The 22,464-nt window shown below is 35.2% G+C and carries 19 protein-coding genes; 4 read left to right on the top strand and 15 right to left on the bottom strand.

Annotated features, from left to right (window positions below):
• Positions 1-51 precede the first annotated feature (51 nt).
• Positions 52-3,312, top strand: coding sequence for a VCBS repeat-containing protein (locus tag Q0972_RS04605; RefSeq protein WP_299363204.1), 3,261 nt, complete (start codon positions 52-54; stop codon positions 3,310-3,312).
• A gap of 3 nt (positions 3,313-3,315) precedes the next feature.
• The gene (locus tag Q0972_RS04600; RefSeq protein WP_299363201.1) at positions 3,316-4,647 is read left to right on the top strand and encodes a vanadium-dependent haloperoxidase; all 1,332 of its coding nucleotides are present in this window, start codon (positions 3,316-3,318) and stop codon (positions 4,645-4,647) included.
• 7 nt (positions 4,648-4,654) lie between these two features.
• Here the strand turns inward: Q0972_RS04600 and Q0972_RS04595 are convergent, their stop codons facing one another.
• Positions 4,655-5,017 carry a CoA-binding protein gene (locus Q0972_RS04595; RefSeq protein ID WP_299363199.1) on the bottom strand — a complete coding sequence of 121 codons (363 nt, stop codon included), beginning with the start codon at positions 5,015-5,017 and terminating at the stop codon, positions 4,655-4,657.
• Positions 5,018-5,118: 101 nt separating this feature from the next.
• On the opposite strand from Q0972_RS04595, the gene Q0972_RS04590 reads away from it, so the two are divergent.
• Positions 5,119-7,593, top strand: coding sequence for a TonB-dependent receptor (locus Q0972_RS04590; protein ID WP_299363196.1), 2,475 nt, complete (start codon positions 5,119-5,121; stop codon positions 7,591-7,593).
• Between the two features lie 343 nt (positions 7,594-7,936).
• On the opposite strand, the gene Q0972_RS04585 is transcribed toward Q0972_RS04590, so the two are convergent.
• The 14 genes from Q0972_RS04585 to Q0972_RS04520 all read right to left on the bottom strand — a co-directional run bounded on the left by Q0972_RS04585 (position 7,937) and on the right by Q0972_RS04520 (position 19,764).
• Positions 7,937-8,872, bottom strand: a complete 936-nt coding sequence (locus Q0972_RS04585) for an AraC family transcriptional regulator (protein ID WP_299363194.1) — start codon at positions 8,870-8,872, stop codon at positions 7,937-7,939.
• Between the two features lie 20 nt (positions 8,873-8,892).
• On the bottom strand, positions 8,893-9,798 hold the full coding sequence (locus Q0972_RS04580) for an oxidoreductase (protein ID WP_299363191.1): 906 nt from the start codon (positions 9,796-9,798) through the stop codon (positions 8,893-8,895).
• Positions 9,799-10,016: 218 nt separating this feature from the next.
• Positions 10,017-10,508, bottom strand: a complete 492-nt coding sequence (locus Q0972_RS04575) for an SRPBCC domain-containing protein (RefSeq protein WP_299363189.1) — start codon at positions 10,506-10,508, stop codon at positions 10,017-10,019.
• Between the two features lie 170 nt (positions 10,509-10,678).
• Positions 10,679-11,332, bottom strand: coding sequence for an NAD(P)H-binding protein (locus Q0972_RS04570; protein WP_299363187.1), 654 nt, complete (start codon positions 11,330-11,332; stop codon positions 10,679-10,681).
• A gap of 27 nt (positions 11,333-11,359) precedes the next feature.
• Complete coding sequence (locus Q0972_RS04565) at positions 11,360-12,499, bottom strand: MBL fold metallo-hydrolase (protein WP_299363185.1); 1,140 nt, start codon at positions 12,497-12,499, stop codon at positions 11,360-11,362.
• A gap of 19 nt (positions 12,500-12,518) precedes the next feature.
• Positions 12,519-12,923: a hypothetical protein gene (locus Q0972_RS04560; protein ID WP_299363183.1), complete on the bottom strand. Its 405-nt coding sequence runs from the start codon at positions 12,921-12,923 to the stop codon at positions 12,519-12,521.
• 88 nt (positions 12,924-13,011) lie between these two features.
• Positions 13,012-14,457 carry a serine hydrolase gene (locus Q0972_RS04555; RefSeq protein ID WP_299363181.1) on the bottom strand — a complete coding sequence of 482 codons (1,446 nt, stop codon included), beginning with the start codon at positions 14,455-14,457 and terminating at the stop codon, positions 13,012-13,014.
• Positions 14,458-14,585: 128 nt separating this feature from the next.
• Entirely contained in the window at positions 14,586-15,506 is a 921-nt protein-coding gene (locus Q0972_RS04550) for an alpha/beta hydrolase (protein ID WP_299363177.1), read from the bottom strand.
• Positions 15,503-15,928 carry a VOC family protein gene (locus tag Q0972_RS04545; RefSeq protein ID WP_299363175.1) on the bottom strand — a complete coding sequence of 142 codons (426 nt, stop codon included), beginning with the start codon at positions 15,926-15,928 and terminating at the stop codon, positions 15,503-15,505. Before Q0972_RS04545 ends, Q0972_RS04550 begins: the two co-directional genes overlap by 4 nt.
• 33 nt (positions 15,929-15,961) lie before the next feature.
• Entirely contained in the window at positions 15,962-16,708 is a 747-nt protein-coding gene (locus Q0972_RS04540; RefSeq protein ID WP_299363172.1) for a helix-turn-helix domain-containing protein, read from the bottom strand.
• 78 nt (positions 16,709-16,786) lie between these two features.
• Positions 16,787-17,269 (bottom strand): hypothetical protein, encoded by a 483-nt coding sequence (locus tag Q0972_RS04535; RefSeq protein WP_299363169.1) that lies wholly within the window; start codon positions 17,267-17,269, stop codon positions 16,787-16,789.
• A 226-nt stretch (positions 17,270-17,495) separates the two neighbouring features.
• Positions 17,496-17,864 (bottom strand): hypothetical protein, encoded by a 369-nt coding sequence (locus Q0972_RS04530; RefSeq protein ID WP_299363166.1) that lies wholly within the window; start codon positions 17,862-17,864, stop codon positions 17,496-17,498.
• Between the two features lie 174 nt (positions 17,865-18,038).
• Positions 18,039-18,395: a hypothetical protein gene (locus tag Q0972_RS04525; RefSeq protein ID WP_299363163.1), complete on the bottom strand. Its 357-nt coding sequence runs from the start codon at positions 18,393-18,395 to the stop codon at positions 18,039-18,041.
• 358 nt (positions 18,396-18,753) lie between these two features.
• On the bottom strand, positions 18,754-19,764 hold the full coding sequence (locus Q0972_RS04520) for a 3-oxoacyl-ACP synthase III family protein (protein WP_299363159.1): 1,011 nt from the start codon (positions 19,762-19,764) through the stop codon (positions 18,754-18,756).
• Positions 19,765-19,943: 179 nt separating this feature from the next.
• On the opposite strand from Q0972_RS04520, the gene Q0972_RS04515 reads away from it, so the two are divergent.
• The gene (locus tag Q0972_RS04515; protein ID WP_299363157.1) at positions 19,944-22,385 is read left to right on the top strand and encodes a prolyl oligopeptidase family serine peptidase; all 2,442 of its coding nucleotides are present in this window, start codon (positions 19,944-19,946) and stop codon (positions 22,383-22,385) included.
• Positions 22,386-22,464 lie beyond the last annotated feature (79 nt).

The following is a 22,464-nucleotide window of genomic DNA, read 5'->3' as shown; positions in this document are numbered from 1 at the left end:
TATTTGTTAAAAAATATTACTTTAGCAACGAAGACTAACCACTACACCTCGATGAAAAAATTACACATTGCTATAATAGCAATACTTCTTCTGTTTAATTGTGACAATGACAAAAATGATAAAGTTGCAGAGAGCACTTATCTTTTTTCAAAAATTTCTCCAAAAGAATCTGGACTCGACTTTGCCAATATTGTTACGGAAGACGCTCAACATAATATCATCAGCTATATTTATTATTACAATGGTGGTGGAATAGCAGCAGGTGATATTAACAATGATGGACTATCGGATTTATTTTTTGTTTCTAACATGGACAAGAATAAACTTTATCTAAATAAAGGCAACTTAAAATTTGAAGATATATCTGAAAAAGCCAATATTTCAGGAAAATCGAGCTGGCAAACAGGAGTGTCAATGGTAGACATTAACAATGATGGGCTATTGGATATATACGTATGTGCTGTTTCAGAATTGCTAGATTTTGAGGGACACAACGAACTGTATATTAATAACGGAGATGGTACTTTTACAGAAAATGCAAAGGCATACGGTCTCGATTTTAAAGGCTATTCTACCCAGGCCTATTTTTTTGATTATGACAAAGACGATGATTTAGATGCTTACATCGTCAACCATGCTGTACATACAACGCTTTCTCACGGTAGAGCTGACTTAAGAAACATAAGAGAACCATTAGTTGGAGACGTATTGTTAAAAAACGACAATGGTACATTTGTAGATGTAAGTGAAGAAGCCAATATTTTTGGAGGATTAAATGGCTATGGGCTCAGTGCTTCTATTGCCGATTTTAATAATGATGGTTGGGATGATATTTATGTTTGTAATGATTTTCATGAAGATGATTATTATTACATTAATAACCAAGATGGCACTTTTACTGAACAACTTGGCGAGGCATTTACGACCATAAGTCGCTTTTCTATGGGAAGCGATGCTGCAGATATTAATGGTGATGGCTATCAAGATTTAATGACCTTGGATATGTTACCCAAAGACGAGCGTATATTAAAGGAAACCGAAGGCGATGATTCTATGTTTAATTTGCAAACGCGTCTAAACAAATTGGGCTATAAAGATCAATATTCGCGCAATATGCTTCAAATCAACCAATCTGGTGATTATTTTCGGGAAACTGCTTTAATGAACAACGTAGCGGATACAGATTGGAGTTGGGCACCACTATTTGCTGACTATAATAATGATGGTCATCAGGATTTATTTATTTCAAACGGAATACTTAGACGTCCAAATGGCTTGGATTTTAAGAAATATGTTTCCAGTGCATTTAAAGGGCGCTCAGAAGCCGAAGGTTTAGAATGGTTGTACAACTCCATTAATGAGATGGTTAGTGGCAAAGTAAGTAATGAGATATTCAAAGGGAATTCCAAAACTTTTGAAAATAAAACTGGTAACTGGATCGATAGCCAACCTAGTTTATCTAACGGAGCTGTTTATGTAGATTTAGATTTAGATGGTGATTTAGATTTAGTGACTAATAATTTTGGAGGTGTAGCAGGACTCTATAAAAATACGACCGATAGTAAAAAAAATTACATCTCCGTAGATTTTGAATACAGCAATGCCAACAAGGAAGGTATAGGCCTAAAAGTCTTTGTACATAACAATGGTAAGTTTCAACTAAAACAACTATTTAAGTCTAGAGGTTTCTTGTCTTCATTAGAAAGTAGATTACATTTTGGTTTGGGTGACGCAAACAGTATTGATTCTATTCAGGTGATTTGGCCCAACAACGAACTACAGGTGATTCAAAATCCAGTAATAAATCAGAATCTTAAGATTACCTATAGCCCAACAAACATCTTCTTTGACTACAAAAAGAATATGTCTAATAAAAAAAAATACTTCAATAAAGAATCACTGTTAGATTATACGCATATAGAGGATCGTTATAATGACTTCGCAGAAGAAAAATTGATTCCATACAAAATTTCCATGCAAGGTCCAGCAGTTGCTAAAGCAGATATTGATGGTAATGGCTTCGAAGATATTTTTATTGGCAATGCTTCGGGTAAGGCAGCTGCTTTGTTTATGAATTCTGGCTTAGGCTTTAAGCTATCGAAACAAAAGGCCTTTGAAGAAGACGCCGCTTACGAAGACAATGACGCCATATTCTTTGATGCCGATAACGATGGCGATTTAGATCTATATGTGGCTTCGGGCATCAATGAATCAAAGAATGAGACGTATCAAAATGATAGATTATACCTTAATCAAAAAGGTACATTCGTGCAATCCCAAAACCAAATTCCAAATAACACATTAGTTGCTTCAACCGTAAAATCATATGACTATGATAATGATGGCGATATAGATTTGTTTATAGGAAATCTAGCCGACACAGGAGATTATGGAAAAGTTATAAGCTCTTATCTTTTAATTAATGATGGAAGCGGTAGTTTTTCAAAAGACCCAAACTTTAAATTAACTTCAAAAGTTAATGATGCCATTTGGCAAGATATTAACAGTGATGGTCTTAAGGATTTACTAGTTGCCGCCGAATGGGAAAAACCCCTAATCTATATCAATAAAGGTAATTCTGAAATGGAATTAATTGATGATTTACCTCAAAACATGAATGGGCTTTGGCAGTCTATTTCCATGTTTGACATAGATAATGATGGTGATGAAGACATTCTACTCGGAAATTGGGGAACAAACACAAAGTTTAACCTTAACTTCGATGGTCCTTTAATAATGTACCATAATGACTTTGACGAAAACGGAAAATTTGAAACCTTGCTAACCTATAATAAGGATGGAAAGTATTACCCTCTAAACTCTAAAGATGAGCTTGCCTCTCAAATGAATATTGTCAACAAGATCTATACAAATCACAGAAGCTTCGCGGGCAAGACTATTAATCAAATTATCGGTCCAAAATTTATTGAAGATGCCACTAAATACAGAGCAGATATTTTAGCTTCTGGTTATTTAAGAAATGACAATGGTAAGTTTAATACATTTGAAGCTTTTCCCGAGGCATTTCAGTTAGCACCAATCAACGTATTTTCTGAAGTAGACATCAATGGAAGCAAACAATTACTTGTTGGTGGAAACTCTTATAAAGTAAATACATACCATGGTTCTTATACAGCACTTAAAGGACTTATGGTGGCCGATATTTCTAATTTCAATCCTATTTCAGAGTATGGAATGGAGCCCTTTAATACACAGGTAAAACACATTGAAATGATTAAAATGAAAGATAAAGATTTAGTCGTAGTTGTTTTCAATAATGATAACTTAAAAATGTATTCTTATCAAAAATAGATCATGAAAGTAAGATCATATTTCATACTACTTTTTATAATAAACAGTTTCTTTTCTTGCCAAAAAGAACAAGAACCTATTGCAATTTCTACAGATGATTATCATGCGGCTGTAGACCAACTAACGGACGTTATGGTGCATGACATATTTTCGCCACCTGTAGCAAGTAGACTCTATGTATATCCTAACATTGCCGCTTACGAAACCTTAAACCAAAATAGCAGTACATACAAGTCCTTGGCTAATCAATTGAATGAGCTTAAGAAGCTAAATGTTACAGATCAAAGTACACCCATAAACTTAAAGTTAGCTTCAATTATTGCCTATCTAGATGTTGCCAAGGAACTGGTATTCTCCAAAGATAGTATAACCGGATACAGAGATAGCCTGTATCACACTTGGGAAATTAAAAATCTTAATGAGTTTAGTAATGCTAAAGAATATGGATTGAACATATCGAAACAGGTCATCAACTGGATGAACGCAGATAATTATGCAGAAACCCGGACAATGCCAGATTACAATATCTACACCAACGACCCATCACAATGGGAACCCACGCCACCTGCCTACATGAAAGGTATAGAACCCCATTGGAGTAAGCTTAGGACCTTTGTGCTCGATTCAGCATCTCAGTTTAAACCTATTACCCATCCGAAGTTTTCTTTGGAAAAGGGTACAGCGTTTTACAATGAACTCATGGATGTATATAAACTCACCAATGAAATCAGGGAAAAAGGTGATGACTGTGAGGAGATTCAAATTGCAAGATTCTGGGATTGTAATCCTTTTGTTTCAGTAAACAAAGGGCATTTTATGTTTGCCGAAAAAAAGATAACACCTGGTGCCCATTGGATAGGAATATGCGAAATAGCTTGCAAGCAAACCAATTCAGATTATGAAAAAACAGTCTATGCATACACTAAAACCTCTATAGCCATTGCAGATGCATTTATTAGCTGTTGGGACGAAAAATACAGGAGTAATCTAATACGACCAGAAACTTTAATAAATAAACATATAGACCTAGAGTGGACACCTATTTTACAAACCCCACCATTTCCCGAATATACAAGTGGTCACTCCGTCGTTTCGGGAGCATCATCAGAGGTATTAACAGCAATTTTTGGAGACAACTTTGTATTTGATGATACCACTGAGCTTCCTTATGGTTTACCAATTCGCAGTTTCGAGTCCTTTAGACGTGCGGCACAAGAAGCAGCCGTTAGCCGCTTATATGGTAGCATACACTATAAAGCAGCAGTAGAAATTGGTGTTGATCAAGGCATAGCCGTAGGCACATTAGTCAATTCAAGATTGTCGTTTTTAAAGTAGCACTTAATTAATACTGGTTAGTACTCAACAAAACTAAACTGCAAGCTACTTCAAATTCTATTTGGTTCTCTTTGAGCAACTGATAAAACTCTGGATTTTCTGTACCTGGATTAAAAATGACACGTCTTGGCTTTAAGCCTATAATGTAACTATAATAGTCTTGCTGTCGTTTAGGATTGAGATATAATGTTACTGTATCAATAGCTTCATACTGTAACAACTCAGTATCAATAACCACATCATTTACTTTACCAGATTTTAAGCCAAAAGCAACAACATCGTGATTATTATTGCGAAGTTTATGGATTGCAATATTAGAATAACGCTCAGGTTTTAAGGACGCACCAAGGACTAATGTTTTTTTACTCATATGTTAAAAAAAAGTTAAGGGGTGTTAAATGAGGTAACATGATGCAAAATTAGTCGTCTAGACAATAAGAAACTATCAATCAATCAAAAAACGAGCACAAAATGAAGAATTTCTTCTTAATGCTTATTATGGTCTCATCAACCATATTAAGCGCCCAACCCAATTCAAATTCAGATATTAAAAATGGTTCAATCTCAGGTCGCGTCATAGATGCCCAACTCAATGAGCCTTTACCCTATGTCAATATTATAGTTAAAGATGCCACTGAAAAAGTAATTACAGGAGGTATTACCAATAGCGATGGTACGTTTAACATTAAAAAAATTCCAGAAGGAACTATAAAAGTGGAAATTACTTATATAGGTTACAAAACCATTGTAAAACAAGAAACCATAGGTAAGGGAAACTATAACATTAACATGGGAGATATTAGTCTAGAAGAAGATACTTCAAACCTAGATGAAGTTACTGTAGTTGCCGAAACCTCTACTATACAACAAAAAATCGATCGCAAAGTCATTAATGTCGGTAAGGATTTAACAACAGCTGGACCAACAGCATCAGACATCATGAATAATATCCCCACAGTAAATATCGATCAACAAACTGGTGATGTAGCGCTTAGAGGAAACCAAAATGTACAAGTCATGGTCGATGGAAAATTATCCAATATTCCTGCTGCGCAACTTCTTAGACAAATTCCATCAACATCCATAAAGCAAATTGAATTAATAACCAATCCGTCCGCAAAATATAATCCAGACGGTATGAGTGGTATCATTAATATTATACTCCACAAAAATGTAAACATTGGTTTTAACGGTAATCTTAACTTTGGATTAGGCTATCAATTAGAGCCAAAGTTTAATAGTTCTATTGATATGAACTATAGAAACAACAAATTAAATTTTTATGGAAGTTATGGTAATAATATTGCCGATAGACAGACCTTTCTCGAACTAGAACAGGTAGAAACAGGCATAAATCAAGATATAGATTTACTAGATATGAACAATTCGCACCTCTTTAAGTTAGGAGTGGATTATTACATTAATGAAAAAAACACCTTTTCCATATTTACCAATCAAAATATATTTGATGGAGGAGTATTTGGAGATACATCAGTAATTTTTGAAGCAGACCCTACGCAAAACCAAAATCAAATTATTGACAATAACAATGAGAATCATAGCCAGCAATACAATGTTAATTACAAACTAGATTTTGACAAAGAGGGTCATCACATAGAACTAGAAACAGATTTCAACATCTTTGACAATGATATAGTAACCTTTAACCGCTTTTCTGGTACAGGAGCACGACCAAACTTTGACGAATTCACAGATACTGAGCGAAATCGCACAACGATTAACCTAGACTATGTAAATCCATTATCTGAAAAAGCTAAGCTTGAAGCTGGTTTACAGGCCAGATTGTTTAATAATGACTTAGCGTATAACTCTGATGCCAGGGTACAGGACGAATTTGGCAACTATATCCCAACATCAACTTCTTTCGATTACGAACGAAACATCTATTCAGCTTATGTAAGTTATAGTAAGCAGTTAGAAAAGTGGTCGTACAAACTAGGTCTTAGAGCAGAAACCGTAAACGTTAATACATTTGCTATCGATACGGACTTAACAAATAATACAACTACGGAATTTCCTTTTGAAAATGACTATACACAAGTCTATCCATCCGCCTTTATTACCTATAATCCATCCGAGAAAAACGCGTACCAATTTAGTTTTAGTCGTCGTGTAGATCGACCAGGAGTCGGGCAGGTAAATCCTATACCAGAGTTTAACACACCTTTAATTTCTCAGTTTGGTAACCAGGAGTTAGAACCACAGTTCACCAACTCTATTGAAGTTAATTATACCAGAAATCTAAAAAAAGGAAGTATTACTGCTGGTGTATTTTATAGGCTAATTGAAGACGAAATTAACCAAGGTGTTTTTGTTGATCGCTCGGCTTTGGGTTCTGGACGTGTTACTTTACGAATAGACAATTTTGACAATACTTCTGCTTATGGTGTTGAAATTTCCAGCAATTACAAACCTACTAAGTGGTGGAGTTTTAATGCAAGTTTTGATATGTATGGTCGTAGACAGAGAGGTTTTGCAGAATCATTAGACCCAACTATTGATAATCCTACTGAAGATGACATTGTAATAGAAAATACAGAAGTTGATAATCTCATCCTCAACTTTAGAGTGTTCAACAACTTTAAGGTCACCAAGAATTTGTCATTATCGGCTTTTGCCATGTACCGCGGTAAGGATACAGGTCTTAATTTTGAAGTTGACCCAATGTATTTTGTAAACCTTGGTTTGCGTTACAGTTTCCTGGAAGACAACAGAGCAACATTTAGCTTAAACTTTAATAACGTATTCGACACCCAAGAGTTAAATATCCTTAGTGAGCGACCATTTAGGCAAGAAGTGGAGGTTGTTCCAGAATTTAAAACCATCTTCGCCAGTTTGGCCTATCGTTTTGGTGGTGGAAAATACAGAGCTAAGTCCCGTAAACGTAGAGATAATGACGAGAAATCTGGAGGAGGTTTTTTATAGAATATTTGTCTAAAAATGCAACATTTATATAAAAATGGAGTCTTTATAGTACAGAACATAACTTTAATATATTTAATAGTTTACATAAATAGTTGATGGTTAGTGTTAATGTTTAACTATTAGATTAAGAAGACCCTGACAGCCCTAGGTTAGTCAGGGTTTTTGTTAAATACACGTTAAATATGTTAATCTTTGAAATAAAACAAAGCCAATTACGTCTAATATAATGAGATAAGTTTTAAGTAATAATTGTTATAAGATTTAATGTTTTATAATAAAGTGTTAGTTAAAGTTGGTTAATAGCTGAAAAGCCCGGACAATTATTAGTTGTTCGGGCTTTTTTTTAACCTAAACTCCTATATTCAGATGGACTTACTCCAGATTTTGCCTTGAACAATTTTGAAAAATGTTGGGAATACTCAAACCCTAAGCTATAGGCAATTTCACTAATAGATGCCTTAGAGCTTAACAATTGCATTTTGGTTTTATTCAACAGAAAATCATCAATATGTGCTTTGGCATTTTTGCCAGTTTCGCGTTTTAATAAGTCGCTCAAATATTTTGGTGACATGTGTAAAGCATTTCCACAATAACTCACAGATGGGATTCCTGTTGTATATTGATTATTGTCTTCATAATATGTCTTCAGAAGCTGTTCAAACTTGGCTAAAACATCTTTATTTAAGTTACTCCGTGTGTAAAACTGTCGATCGTAATACCTCGTACAATAATCCAAAAGTAATTCTATATTCGAGATAATTAGTTTCTGACTGTGACGATCGATGTTTTGATGATATTCCTTTTCAATTTTTCCAAGAATCTCGTTAAGTGCCATCTTTTCATCCTCAGAAATATGCAAAGCTTCAGTAATGTCATATGAAAAGAAAGAATAGTCGTCTATAGATCTTCCCAATTCGGATTTCAGAATCAAATCTGGATGAAACAATAAAGCCCAACCTGGATCTTCTGCAGTAGATTGATGACCATCGTAAGTAAGTACCTGACCTGGTTTTATAAAAACCATTGAGCCCTCTTGGAAGTCATACGTATTTCGTCCATATTTCATGCTTCCAACGGTTTCATTTTTTTGTGTAACACAGTACATTCCAAAAGAACATCGGACATGATGGAATTCCTCCTGAATTTCAACATTCTTAAACCGAATAATTGACACTAAAGGATGCTTAGGTTTTGGTAAACCAAATACCTTGTGCATGTCTGAAATACTTTCAATATGAATAATGCTATCCATTGGTATTGAACTACTTGTAATAAACATACTAATTTTTTATGATACTATTACAAAAAAGACTGGCCAGTCATGTCTTCTGATAATTCCCAAAGCCTTTCAGCTACATCTTCTCGCTTTGAATAATCACTTCGTTTAGCATAGCCAACTTTTCCTTTAAACTCGTTAAAGCCTTGTGGACCAAAATACTCACCGCCTTGTACTTCAAGACTTAATGCGGCCAAAAGTGATGGTTTTGCGGCAGAAGCAGGCGAGTTTAAAATAAAAGGTGATAAAATTTTAAAGGTGTAATACTTTAACCTAGACATTTCACTAAAAAGTCCAGATGCCGAGCCTCCAGGATGCACAGCTAATGCTATAATACTTTTATTTGCTTTTTTTAAACGTCGATTCAGTTCATCGGCAAACATAAGGTTAGCTAGTTTTGATTGGCCATATACTGCCTCTCTATCTTTTATATGGTCACCATTTATATCGTCAAAATAAATCTTTGCATTTTTATGTGCCAAGCTGCTCAATGCCACAATGCGTGATGCATGATGGTCTGGAATCATATCCAATAATAGGTTGGTCAATAAAAAATGGCCCAAATGATTGGTAGCAAATTGCAATTCTACACCAGCATTATTCTTTTTACCTGAATATATCAGTACACCAGCATTGTTAATGAGAACATCGAGTTTCGTATAGTTGTTTTTGAATTTTTTGGCAAAAGCTTTTACACTATCTAGATTACTCAAATCTAGCTGTAGTATGTCTAGATCTGCTTGTGGCGCTTTTTGCAAAATATCTACCCTTGCCTTTTCTGCTTTATTCAAGCTCCGGCATGCCATTACGACTTTAAAGCCATAGTTGGCCATTGCTAGAGTGGTTTCGAAACCGATACCATTATTGGCTCCAGTTACTATAGCGATGCGACCCTTTTGTGATGGAATATTATTTAAATTAAAATTCATTTTTTCTTTTTTTGATTCTTTATTTAACATGAACTCGATAGAAAAAACTGACTGTTTTCGATACATTTTCCTTCGAAAAACACTCAAACTGACGTCTGTTTTTATGTCTAAAGAGTAATTCTCGACCTGTCTGTGGCTAAGGCAGGTACAAAAATCTTACGATTTTCACTCGAATTGACATTCATTTAAGTTTTTAGTTTGCTATATTCAACATGCATTTATTTTTTAAATCTTCGTTCTACTTCTGTCTTTAAGTTTCTATTAAATGCCTGATAGCCTTCACCGTACATTTTAGATAGATTTCCACCCATTAACCACGTAATTCCACCTTTTAGCTCATCTGATTGTATGAACCTAGTTTTGCTATTTCCAACAGATTCAACCTTAAAATGATGGTTATCAGAGATTCCACCTGGTCCTTTTTCAGCCCAGAAAAATTCCTCATTATCTATAACAGAAATCGTATGATCAATGATATTACGCTTTTCTTTTTCTGGATTAATCTGAAAAATTACCGTTATTCGATTTCCATCTTTTATTTCTCCTTGAACATCAACCATGAAGACTGCCCATTTTTTGTACGAATCTGTATCGGTTAAAACTTCCCACACTTCTTCTGGTGAAGCTTCAATTTCTATATCTGTGTAGATGGTTCTGTGCGATGCTTTTAGCTTTTTAACCTTGATGTTTTCTTTAATTTGAATATTCATTCGATTCTATTTTAATAGGATGTATTTAAAATTGTTATCAGATATTATTTTCTGATACAAAGCTAAATCACCGATTTATAGAAGATGAATACATTTTTCCGAAGGTTGTATATATTTTCCGTTTTTTGAAAACATTAAAGAGCAGTAATCGCCCGAAGAATCAAATTGACTTATTGTACTAGTTTAAGAATATCCATGTTTTCCAATATTTCCTTTTCTGCGCCATTTAATGCTACAGTAAACATAGCTCTAGCCAATTCTGTAGATTTAATACTGCTACTAGGACTGATGCGTTTCATTAAAGGATACATGACGCGGAGTATTTTGTACATTACATTAGGCTCTTTCCGTGGTGTTACAGGATAAATATATGCAGGTCTAAAGGCATAAAATTCGAGTTCCAATCTCGAAATCGCATTTTCTGCCATACCTTTATATTTTGCAAACGAAGTACGACTTTTTTCAGTTCGGTCTGCTCCAGCTCCACTTAATAGACACATTATGGCATTTGGACTTTTTCTTTTTAAGACTTTTGCAAAATTAACTGCATAATCCACTGTTATTTCTTTGAATTTGGCATCCGGTACTTCTCCTGTATAGACACCAATGCAGAAGAAAGCGGCATCTATAGCTTCAAAATGATGCGTCATCTGTTGATAGCTCGTAAAGTCTGAAACTACCTCTTCTTTAAGTTTCGGATGTGTTTTTAAAGAGGGCTTCCTCACAAGAGAAATAACTTCAACAACTTCTGAACTGGATAGACATTGTTCTAATATGAGATGGCCTACCATTCCTGATGCACCTGTGATAAGTACTCTTTTCATAATTTTTCACTATTGATTGATTTCAATTTAAAACAGCCACCAGTTGGTATTCGATTTTTGATGACTATTGATTTGAATCGATGCTCCTATTTCTGGCGCAATTACAGGAATGTTTAATTCTTTACTCTTCTTAATGACACGCTCTATAGGGTCTGTCCATGAGTGCAATGCCAATTTAAATGCGCCCCAATGTATAGGCATAATAACTTCTGCTTTAACATCAACGCCTGCTTGAGCGGTTTCTTCAGGAAACATATGTATATCTGGCCACATTTTGTTGTACTGACCACATTCTAACAAGGCCAAATCAAATGGACCATATTTTTCTCCTATGTCCTTAAAATGTGTTCCGTAACCACCATCGCCACTAAAGTACAGATTTGCACTTTCTGATGAAATAACCCAAGAACTCCATAAAGTACTCTGACTATTAGAGAATTTACGGCCCGAAAAGTGCTGTGCTGGTGTACATGCTAGTTTTATATTTTTAAAGATTACTTCGTCCCACCAATCTAATTCCGTGATTTGATCACTATCTATACCCCAAGCCTCAAGATGTACTCCAACACCCAATGGTACAATATAGGATTCTATTTTAGATTTTAACAGTTTGATTGAACCATAATCCAAATGATCGTAATGATCATGTGAGATAAGCACTGCGTCAATTTTCGGCAGTTTGTCAATTGTAATGGGCAACTCTTTGTTAAAGCGAGAAGTACCGAACCAATGATGTGGTGCTGCGACATTGCCAAACATAGGATCTATCAAGATGTTTTTACCGTCCATTTGTAATAAAAGTGCCGAATGCCCAAACCAAATTAGTCTTGCTCCTCCATTATACGTAGCTACTTCTGCTGAATCGATTTCTTGAACTTTTAAATCGCTTTTAGGTCTGCCATTTTCAATCTTTTGGAATAGCATTTTTCTGGCTATACTTAGCATTTCGGAAAAGCTGGCATCAGCAGGAACACCAGCCTTGGTATTTACAAATTTGCCATCACTAAATTGCTCAGAAGTTTGGTATTGCGCTTTTCGCTCTTGAGAAACATCGCCTCCAAAACTTGGATAAAAATTCACGAACGCTAAATACGACAAGAATAGTGCTGCAATTACAATTGCTAGATATAGAAACATACGTTTTAAGATTTTTTTTAATTTTTTCAAGAATTTCGATTTTTTAAATTTAAAAATGTCTAAAATGCGATTTAGACAAGGCTGAAATCAAGAGAAATGAAGAATGGGCAACATAAGATAGCATTTCTATACTATATGCTGAAAAACTCCATTGCTCCGACATAAAGTCAAAGGTCTCAATGGTACACAATACCGCCAGATTAGAAAAGAGTAGTACCATGGCAAAAGGTGTCCATTTCCATTTCGTAAAGTAGCCGATTAAAAAGGTGCCACCTGTGAGTGTAATTAAAAACCAATGCACAAACTGAACACCACTTGGATACGCGTCATTCTGTAGTTTAATAAAAGGAGTAATTTCCGTAAAGTATTCAAAAAAGCCTGCTAGTCCCCAGACCAGCATACCTGTAGTTGCGATGAGCAATAAGCCCATATAAAGTTTTGATAATAATACCATGAGACAAAATTAGTGGGTCTCTTTTAGGTAGATGTATACATTTTACTGCATCTTGTATATAATTTCCAGTTAACGTTTTTTATTCAACTTAAAGTTTCTCCGAGATGGATGTCAGGCTCCATTTCTCATCAAAAAATGTAAAAATAAAAGTGTAATCCTTGTCAAATAAGTTCTTATACTTCAAATTATCAACAGTAGATATAGCGCCATTTTCTATTCCGCCGATAGACAAATCTATTTCCGTATCTTCCTCAATTACAGTTTTGTTACTTAATTTATCGGTTAAGAAGTCTATGAATTTGGACTTATCCTTCCATTTTGGGTTAGAAAAATCATTTGATACACAATCGTTGATAAGCTCCAAATTAGCTTCTTTTAAACCGGTTCTGAAATCTCGAAGTGCTTTATGCATGGATTTAACGACTTTTGAAATCTTTTCTTCATCGCGTTTGAATTTAGCCCCAAAAGGCTTTTTTTCTAAAACCAAAGCTTGTTGCACTAAAAACAAGCCTTCATCTAAACTGAAATAACTGCCTCTGTTAACTGAAATTGCTACTGAGATATTTAGTCCTGGAATAACCAAAAAATGGGTACGACCTCCTTGCACCTCTCCGTTATGGTAAATTATACGTTCACCAGTATTCAACATGTCTGCTTTCCATCCAACTGCATGGGAAACTGAGGTACCATCTTTCAATGTTCCTTGCGTAAAAAAGTTCAATTTTGAGTTGCTATCGAATGTACTGTTATTATCAAAAAACAGTGCTCCAAATTTTACCAAATCAGTCACATTAGATCTTAGGCCACCACTTGCCCATTTATAACTCAAATCCTTTGCCTGAACAACTTTACGCTTGCCTTCATAAACATCAACATATTCTGGCTTAAAATCATGTTGTTTTTCTACTTCGATAGAATTAAAACCATATGGTTGCGTAATGTATTCTTGGAGCAATATTTCGTAACTTTTTTCTGCTATTTTTTCCAAGCATGCCGCAATAAGATTATAACCATAGCTTGAGTAGTAATAATTTGTTTTTGGTTCGAACAATAAAGGGTCATTAACGAATAGTTCTAAGCTTTCAATACTACTATCATATGGCTTTCTAGCTAATTTCTCTTCACCATAATCATAATGTCTCACACCGCTTGTATGGTTTGCTAAAGAGCGTAACGATATCTTTTTACCTTTCTCTCCAAATTTGGGCAAGTATTCAAATACGGGATCATCTAAATTTAATTTGTTTTCAGCTCGCATCATTTCTAATATTGCTGAAGTGAAGACCTTAGAAACACTCCCTATTCTGTAAGATCTATTTCCATTGACTTGGACGACCTCATCATCTTGTATTTCAAATCCATTGGCCCAAAATAGGCTATTATTCATATAGATAGCAGCAGAAATAGATTGTGAGTTTGTTTCTAGCTGCAACTTTTTAATAAAGTGATCAAGTTCCGAAAAGTTCTCCTGTGAAGTTTGAGCAATAGTAATCTGGCAAAACAGTATTACTAAAGCCAAAAAATTTTGTTTCATGACTATAAGTTTTCCAAAGTGTTGTACAACGCATTTATTTATAGTTGATGGAGTTGAGAACTAAGTTAGGAAAAAAGGAGTGAAGGTTGCTGGGATTTCGCCAAAAATTCGTTAGCCACTATTAAACATTATGAACTAAATGTCTTATTGTTTATTATTCTATGTTCTTTTAAAAAGTCTTTTGTCGCTTCTTTAACCTCTCTTCCTTCTTTGCCCCACCACACGAAGTGTCCTGCAGCTTTAACATATTTTATCTGTATGTTATTTATGGTTTCTTGTAGCCTTTTGGCATGCGAAATTGGAACGTCAATATCTACCTTGGAATGAACAGCAAAGGTAGGACAATCTATCGTGGACCAATCCACACTTTTAAGATGAGTAGCTTTTTTAACTTCATCCATCATGCCATCATATAATTTGCTCATTGGTGTCATAGATTGGATAAAAATTTTAAACTCTTTTAAATCCTCAGGGTTTTTAACAATCTCGTTTGCTATATTTTCCTTTTCCTCATTTGTCAAATCCGCTTCTGTTTTTAGAAACTCCTTAATCGTTAATTTGGGAAAGTAGTGTGCAGATTTCTTAAGCAGCCAGGAGATAATTCCTTTCCCTCTATTACTTAGAACAAGTTTACCAAGAGATGAATTGGCACTTTTCTCATTTACAATATATTTTCCTGTAATTGCACTCCACAAAACAAGTGATTGAGTTGGATGATTTTTAGCATAGTACAAAGCAGATAAGCCTCCCATTGATAGTCCAAATACGTGGATGCTATCTGTAACCCCTAGCCGTTGCATTACCTCAAAATAAATAGCTGCATGGTCTTCAAATCCTTCAGTTTCTTTTAAGGGCATATCATAGTAGCCTGGACGATTAATTGATATAAGTCTAAATCCATGATCCGCTAACCATCTAAATGCGTGAACACCATTGTAGCCAGCACCACCTCCGTTTACAAATAGAACAACTTCTCCTTCTTTTGCGCCAATCTCTATATATCGCACATTTCCGTAAGATGGGGTATTTACTATGTTATAATCGTTCATTCCTTAATTTTTTGTGCAAATCCAAGTATGTAACCGTTATTGTCTTTTAGATAAAATTCACGCATTCCATACCAGGCTGTTTTCAGTTCAGTAGGATTCTCCCCTTTGCTTTTAATTTCTTCGTAGAAATCGTTAATTCCATTAATTTCTACATAAAACGAAACGCTTGCGCCTATCGAGATATCTTTAGCAAGACTTACATCTTTTTTAAAACTATCTGTTCGTTGAAACATCATTTCTATGTCATCCTTGCTAACTAAAGCATAAACATATTCTTTTCCATTTTCTAAAGATTGTTCGATTCCGTCTTGCGTTTCGGGAACAGCCATTACTAGTGAAAACCCTAAAATAGATTGATAAAAATCTATGGTCTCTCTAATGCTTTTTACTTCAAAATTCGGTGTTAATTTGTTAAAAGTCATAGTGCACAATTTTAAGTTTAATCATATGCAAAATTACTTTTCATGAAGTATCGATAATTGTAAAAATCGGTCGTTTTTGTTCAGGTACAAATTTGTCGGTGTCGAACCCGTAATTTGCTTTACCTGCTTAATAAAATGGGCTTGGTCGTAATAACCGCTTGCAGGAAAAAGTTCTCCTTTTGCAATGTGTTTGAGGGATGAATGGCATTTAAGAACGTTGCAGAATGTTTTAAGGGAAAAACCAAAACGACTATTAAAATATCTGTTAATTTGCCGACTGCTCCAAATAAGCTTCTCTGAGAGTTCTTGAACGGTAATCTCTCCTTTATGTTTATAAACAATCTTGAAAAGTTTAAGCTTTCTGTTATCAATTTCTTTTAGGTTTTTCAAACCATATTGCAATTTTTCGGTTATTGAATCGGTAAATCTTGCAAAATCGCTAAAGTCGAAATTTTCACAGCCCCAAAAAGTTATTGGTAAGTCCGTTTTTGTATTTTTAAATTCTTTAATAGATTGTCTAAAAATATACTCTGCAGAAATCAGCTTGAAACGAATACCAATCAATTTGGTATTTTCCGGTATTGAAGTTTGGATTTGTTTTGTCCAAACCCCTGTCAATGAAATTCTTGTAATTTGTTCTTTTTTGATTTCAAAAATCAGGTCGAAAAATCCATCTGGTAAGATTTCATAGTGGTATGCCATATCGGAAGTTTCAAACTCCCAGAAGCTTTTAATGAAGTTTGAAATAAATCCCTCAGTGTATTTTTCTTTATAGTTCACTTGGTTTTTTAAATGGCATACAACGGTTGTGTTTGGTTTGATGCACAATCTACTTTTGGCCCTGTAAGTGTATTTTAACTAGTTAGTCACCCCATATGTAAATTCAAAGTCATTATTATCCGTATAAAAAGCAACTACTAACGTATTATTATCAAAAGCTCCATTAAGTGCACCTATGGGTTCTGGCAGCATAATATCAAATGAGGTGTTATTATCAAGATTCGTAACCTCTACATGAGTATTAGATAAATAGTTGCTGCCACTATTTATTATAAAGTAAACACCAATAACATCTCTAACTAGGGCCGTTCTTTCATCTGTTAATTCAGAGTATGCTTCTGGATTTAAAACATTTATGGTTTCACTCTGAAGTTGATCATTTTCATCATCCCATGAAAAAGTGATATCCATATCTAGGTCTGAGTCCGATAGTTGTGTTTTATATTCAATTTTGTAATTTCCCGTGACTACATTATTATCTTCATTTTCATTATTTGAATCATCGTTATTGCTACAAGCCACTAACAGTAGTATTAAAAAGATTAATGATAGTTTTTTCATAGAAACTCGAATAGATTTTTCATTAATATCTAGGTATTATATAACCATTATTTAGGGGTTTTATGCATTAAAAATCGGAAAAAGCAATGACTTTAACAATTCTTAGTCGATCTGTTTGAGTATATTCTAAAATATAGTATAGGGCAGGCGACCGTATACGAGAGCTAAGCGGACTCGAGTTGACAAATTGTAGTCTGTAGACTGTTATCTGCTGGTTTTTTCATTTTTACCATTTTATCATATTAATGAAGTTGTCAAATTTTTCAATTCCTTTTACTTCATCATATGTCCTTACAAATTCAGATGTTTGGAATGGCTTTGAGATGTATTCAAAATTCCATGTTCTACCCTGAAGGTCAAATGTGATATGTAAAGCTTCTTTTCGATAATCGATAGGATCATAAATGCTAATGACAAGTTTGTCCATTGAAGTTGAGCCAAAAAGCCTATCTTTTAAATCCGAATTCTTTATATGCCGAACTAATTCGAGTAGGTTTTTGTGCTCACCATACCAATCTTCTGTGTACCGATTTTCTATAAAGTCCCACGATTGTGCTTTTACATTACATGGTTGGTATTTTTTTTTCGCATTCATTTTCAGTTTGCCAATAATAGTTTTGTTTATGGGTTGTTGTGAAGAATCAGTTATAATTTACCTCAACAACCGAAAGATAGCGAATTGCACGGAGACGGGAGAAACGAACTTGTCTAAGCAACCTACCTAAACGGCTCTGTTGGGCTGGTTATAGCCAATGTTGGCCACTAGTTTTTAATTTTTAATCAAATGTTCAATATTCTGTCCCGAATATAGATATGACAGCCCATTTCCATCTCCACCTGTCGATTCAGAATCCGCAATTGTTATTTTGAGTTTTTCAAACAAATAGTTTCCTTGCTCAATTTCTTTAAAATTATATCCTTTTGAGTTCAGCTCGTTTAAATAAGTATTGATGTCTTTTTCAAAATCCAATTCGATATTATCAATCCAAACTTTAATTCCCCAATGAACTTCTAATTCACTAAGAAGGTTGTTCTTGTTATAGTTTAAAAAAAAAATAGTTTTTCGCTCCGTGAATATCTTGATAAATATCTCTTCTTTGATCAATATCGTGACTTGTATCTCCACCAAAAAATTGAGACATATCAATTAGAATGTTATCTTCTTTATGTAGATTCTTTAGTTTTTTCCTGACCGATTCCCTTTCTTCATTCCAATTGAAGATATCAGAATTCAATTTAAATCCTTTATTTGGTAATATCTCTAATGTCATTTTTAACTTGTGGTTAACTAGCTTATATAAGCACTCTTGTAAAATAGTGAAATCTTAACTTCACACAATAAGAAAAATACATAAAAAGATTTATGCATCTACAAATAAGTACAAAATATGAGTCTTACTTTGCACCTCCACTAGCCGACTTCGCTATAGTAGCAAGGGCTACGACGGCCGAGAAGCTTCGCCGAACGCAGACGCAGGAATTGTTTACCATTTTATAATCGCACTGCCCCAAGTAAAGCCACTGCCAAATGCAGCCAAGACAACATTGTCACCTTCGTTTATTTTACCTTCTTCCCAAGCTTCGGTCAAAGCAATAGGAATAGATGCGGCCGTGGTATTACCATAGCGCATAATGTTGTTATACACCTGGTCATTACCCAAACCAAATTTCTTTTGGATAAACTGTGATATTCTCAAATTAGCTTGGTGAGGAATCAACATATTAATGTCTTCTTTTTGTAGATTATTGGTTTTTAAACCTTCAATAATAGCTTCACTAAAACGCACCACGGCATGCTTAAACACAAACTGGCCGTTCATATAAGGATAATAAGACACATCTTCTGGATCATTGTCTTCCATAATGGCATCGACCCAACGCCCTGTACTTGGACCTTCTAGCGATAGTTCCTTGGCATGTTTACCTTCAGAGTACAAATGTGTAGATAGTACACCACGAGTTGTATCCTCTTCCCTACTCAACACAGCTGCTCCTGCGCCATCACCAAAAATAACCGTCACAGCGCGACCACGCGTAGAACGCTCCAAACCCCCAGAGTGATTCTCACTACCAATCACTAATACATGTTTGTACATCCCTGTTTTTACAAACTGATCGGCAACCGACAGTCCGTATATAAAACCAGAACACTGATTACGTATGTCAATGGCACCAATGGTATCCATCTCTAAAAGTTCTTGTACACGCACACCTCCTCCTGGAAAATACATATCAGGGCTTAACGTCGCAAAAACGATAAAATCAATATCATCTTTAGTCAACCCGGCACGCTCAATTGCAATCTTAGCGGCCTTAGCCCCCATAATGGATGTAGTATCATTACTAGTTTCTGGGTCTATCCAACGACGCTCTTTTATACCTGTTCGCTCTTGGATCCATTCATCGCTTGTATCCATCCATTGCTTTAAATCATTATTAGTAACGACGTTTTCTGGGACGTACTTTCCCAAACCAGTAATTCTAGAATTGTACATGTGCTTAAAAAATAGTTAGATTAACAAATTTAACCCATTTCCATTGAATCCTAAATGTATTCGCTATGCGTGCATAGCAAACGAGATGTATATTACTAGTAACCAATTTTAACATTAGTATCACATTTTCGACTTGCATTTTTAAGTATCTTCAAACCTCTAATCAATTATCCTAAAATATGAAATCATTAATCAAAGTATTCGCATTGCTTTTCATACTAAATAGTTATGCACAGCAAAGCCTTAAGTATCAACAACCTTCTGAAGAAATATTAGAACTGGCAGATGTAGAACTTGCGCCAGCCGTGCAAATCGATAGCAAAGGTGAGCATATGGTACTCCTCTACCGCAACCAATACAAATCCATTGAAGAGCTTTCGGAAACGGAAATGCGTTTAGCAGGTTTACGTATTAATCCCGTAACCAATATTGGAAGTAGAACTAATTATTACACCAATATTAAGGTAAAAAAAATCAGAGCTAAAGACGCCATACAAGTAACAGGATTGCCAGAAAATGCTAGACTATCTGGCTTTAGGTGGTCGCCAGACCAAACCATGATTGCCTGTTTAAATACCACATCAAATGGTGTCGAAGTATGGGTACTCAATATTACCGAGGCAAAGGTGACCAAACTTACCAGTGCTAACGTTAATGCCAATATGGGGAGCACCATTAATTGGTTTAAAGACAATAAAAACCTTTTGGTGAAAATGCTACCAAATGACCGAAAGGAATTAATCAATACAGACATTGCAGTGCCAACAGGACCAACTATTTCTGTGAGTGATGGTGCCAAAGCCCAAAACAGAACCTACCAGGATCTATTAAAAACGCCAAATGACGAATTTAATTTTGAACAATTAGCGCGTTCGGAAATTATAAAAGTATCTATAGATGGTAATGTACAAGATTTCTTAAGCGCTGATATGTATCGAGGCATTAGTTTTTCACCCGATGGAAACTATGTGATGGTTACTAAAGTAAAACGTCCATTCTCATATTTAGTAACCTATTCTAGATTTCCTAACGAAAGTATTATGTACGAGTCTAATGGTAAAAAAGTAAAAACTGTAAACGATGTGCCTCTAGACGAAGTTCGCCCAAAAGGTTTTATGTCCACCAGAATGGGAAAACGCAATATGACCTGGCGAGACGACAAACCCTCAACATTGGTTTGGGCAGAAGCCTTGGATAAAGGGGACCCAGCTGTAGAAATAGAGTACAGGGATGCTGTGTATGAGCTTAATGCGCCTTTTAATGGCAAGCCTAAACTTATCCTTAAAACCCAGCAGCGTTTTGGTGGTATTGAATGGGGAAATGATAAAAATGCCGTAGCTTATGATTATTGGTGGAACACCAGAAACTTAAAGACTTATTTATTCAATCCTTCAAATGGGAAAGCCAAAGTGATTTCAGATAGAAATTACCAAGATGTGTACAGCGATCCTGGAAATTTCGTGACTGCCAGAAACGATTTCGGCCGCTATACCTTAAATATGAATGGTGATAAATTGTATTTAATGGGAGACGGCTATTCTAAAGAAGGGCAATTCCCCTTCATTGATGAATACAGCATAAAATCTGGTAAGACCAAACGACTATATCAGTCAGAATATACAGATAAGCTTGAGAGTCTTAACTATGCCATTAATATGAAAAAAGGGGAAATTCTAGTTCGTATTGAATCAAAGAAGGAATACCCAAATTATTACATTAGAAATATTAAAAAGGATGAACTAACCGCTATTACGGATTTTGAAAACCCTTTTAAAAGTCTCGAAGAAGTTGATAAACGCGTCATTAGCTATAAGCGCGATGATGGTTTAGATTTAGAAGGTACACTTTATTTACCACTAGATTATAAAGAAGGCGAAAAGTATCCGATGATTCTTTGGGCATACCCCCGCGAATTTAAGGATAAGTCGAGTGCATCGCAAAGTACGTCAAACCCTAACGAATTTGTATATCCCTATTGGGGCTCACCTATTTATTGGGTAACCAAAGGTTACGTTGTTCTAGACGATGCAGCATTTCCTATCGTTGGTGAAGGTGATGAAGAACCCAACGATTCCTTTAGAACCCAACTCGTAGCCAATGGCAAAGCAGCAATAGATGCAGTAGATAAACTTGGTTATATAGACCGTGATAAAGTTGCTGTTGGTGGTCATAGTTATGGTGCATTTATGACAGCCAACTTATTATCGCACTCCAATTTATTTGCCGCAGGAATAGCCAGAAGTGGTGCTTATAATAGAACATTGACACCGTTTGGTTTCCAAAGTGAAGAGCGTAGCTATTGGGAAGCACCAGAGATCTATTACAATATGTCGCCATTTATGCATGCCGATAAGATGAAAACACCATTGCTTTTAATCCATGGTGTTGCCGATAATAATTCCGGCACTTATCCTCTACAAAGCGAACGTTACTTTAATGCTTTAAAAGGTTTGGGTGCACCAGTACGATTAGTGATGTTACCAAAGGAAAGTCATGGCTATAGAGCCAAAGAATCGATTATGCATATGCTTTGGGAACAAGACCAATGGCTAGATAAGCACGTAAAAAACAAAAAGAAGGAAGAACAAAAAATCGAAAACGAAGAGACTTTAAAGAATTAGTTTCATATTAACCTATTCTGTCACATCTAGCGAGGTCGAGATGGCATTCAACATTAAGCTTTTTGAGATTTCCCTGCTT

Origin of the sequence: Winogradskyella sp. (genome assembly GCF_028282165.1) — a bacterium.
GTDB lineage: Bacteria > Bacteroidota > Bacteroidia > Flavobacteriales > Flavobacteriaceae > Winogradskyella.
The sequence above is the reverse complement of the archived record's forward strand: the minus strand, read 5'-3'. Positions and strand labels throughout refer to the sequence as shown.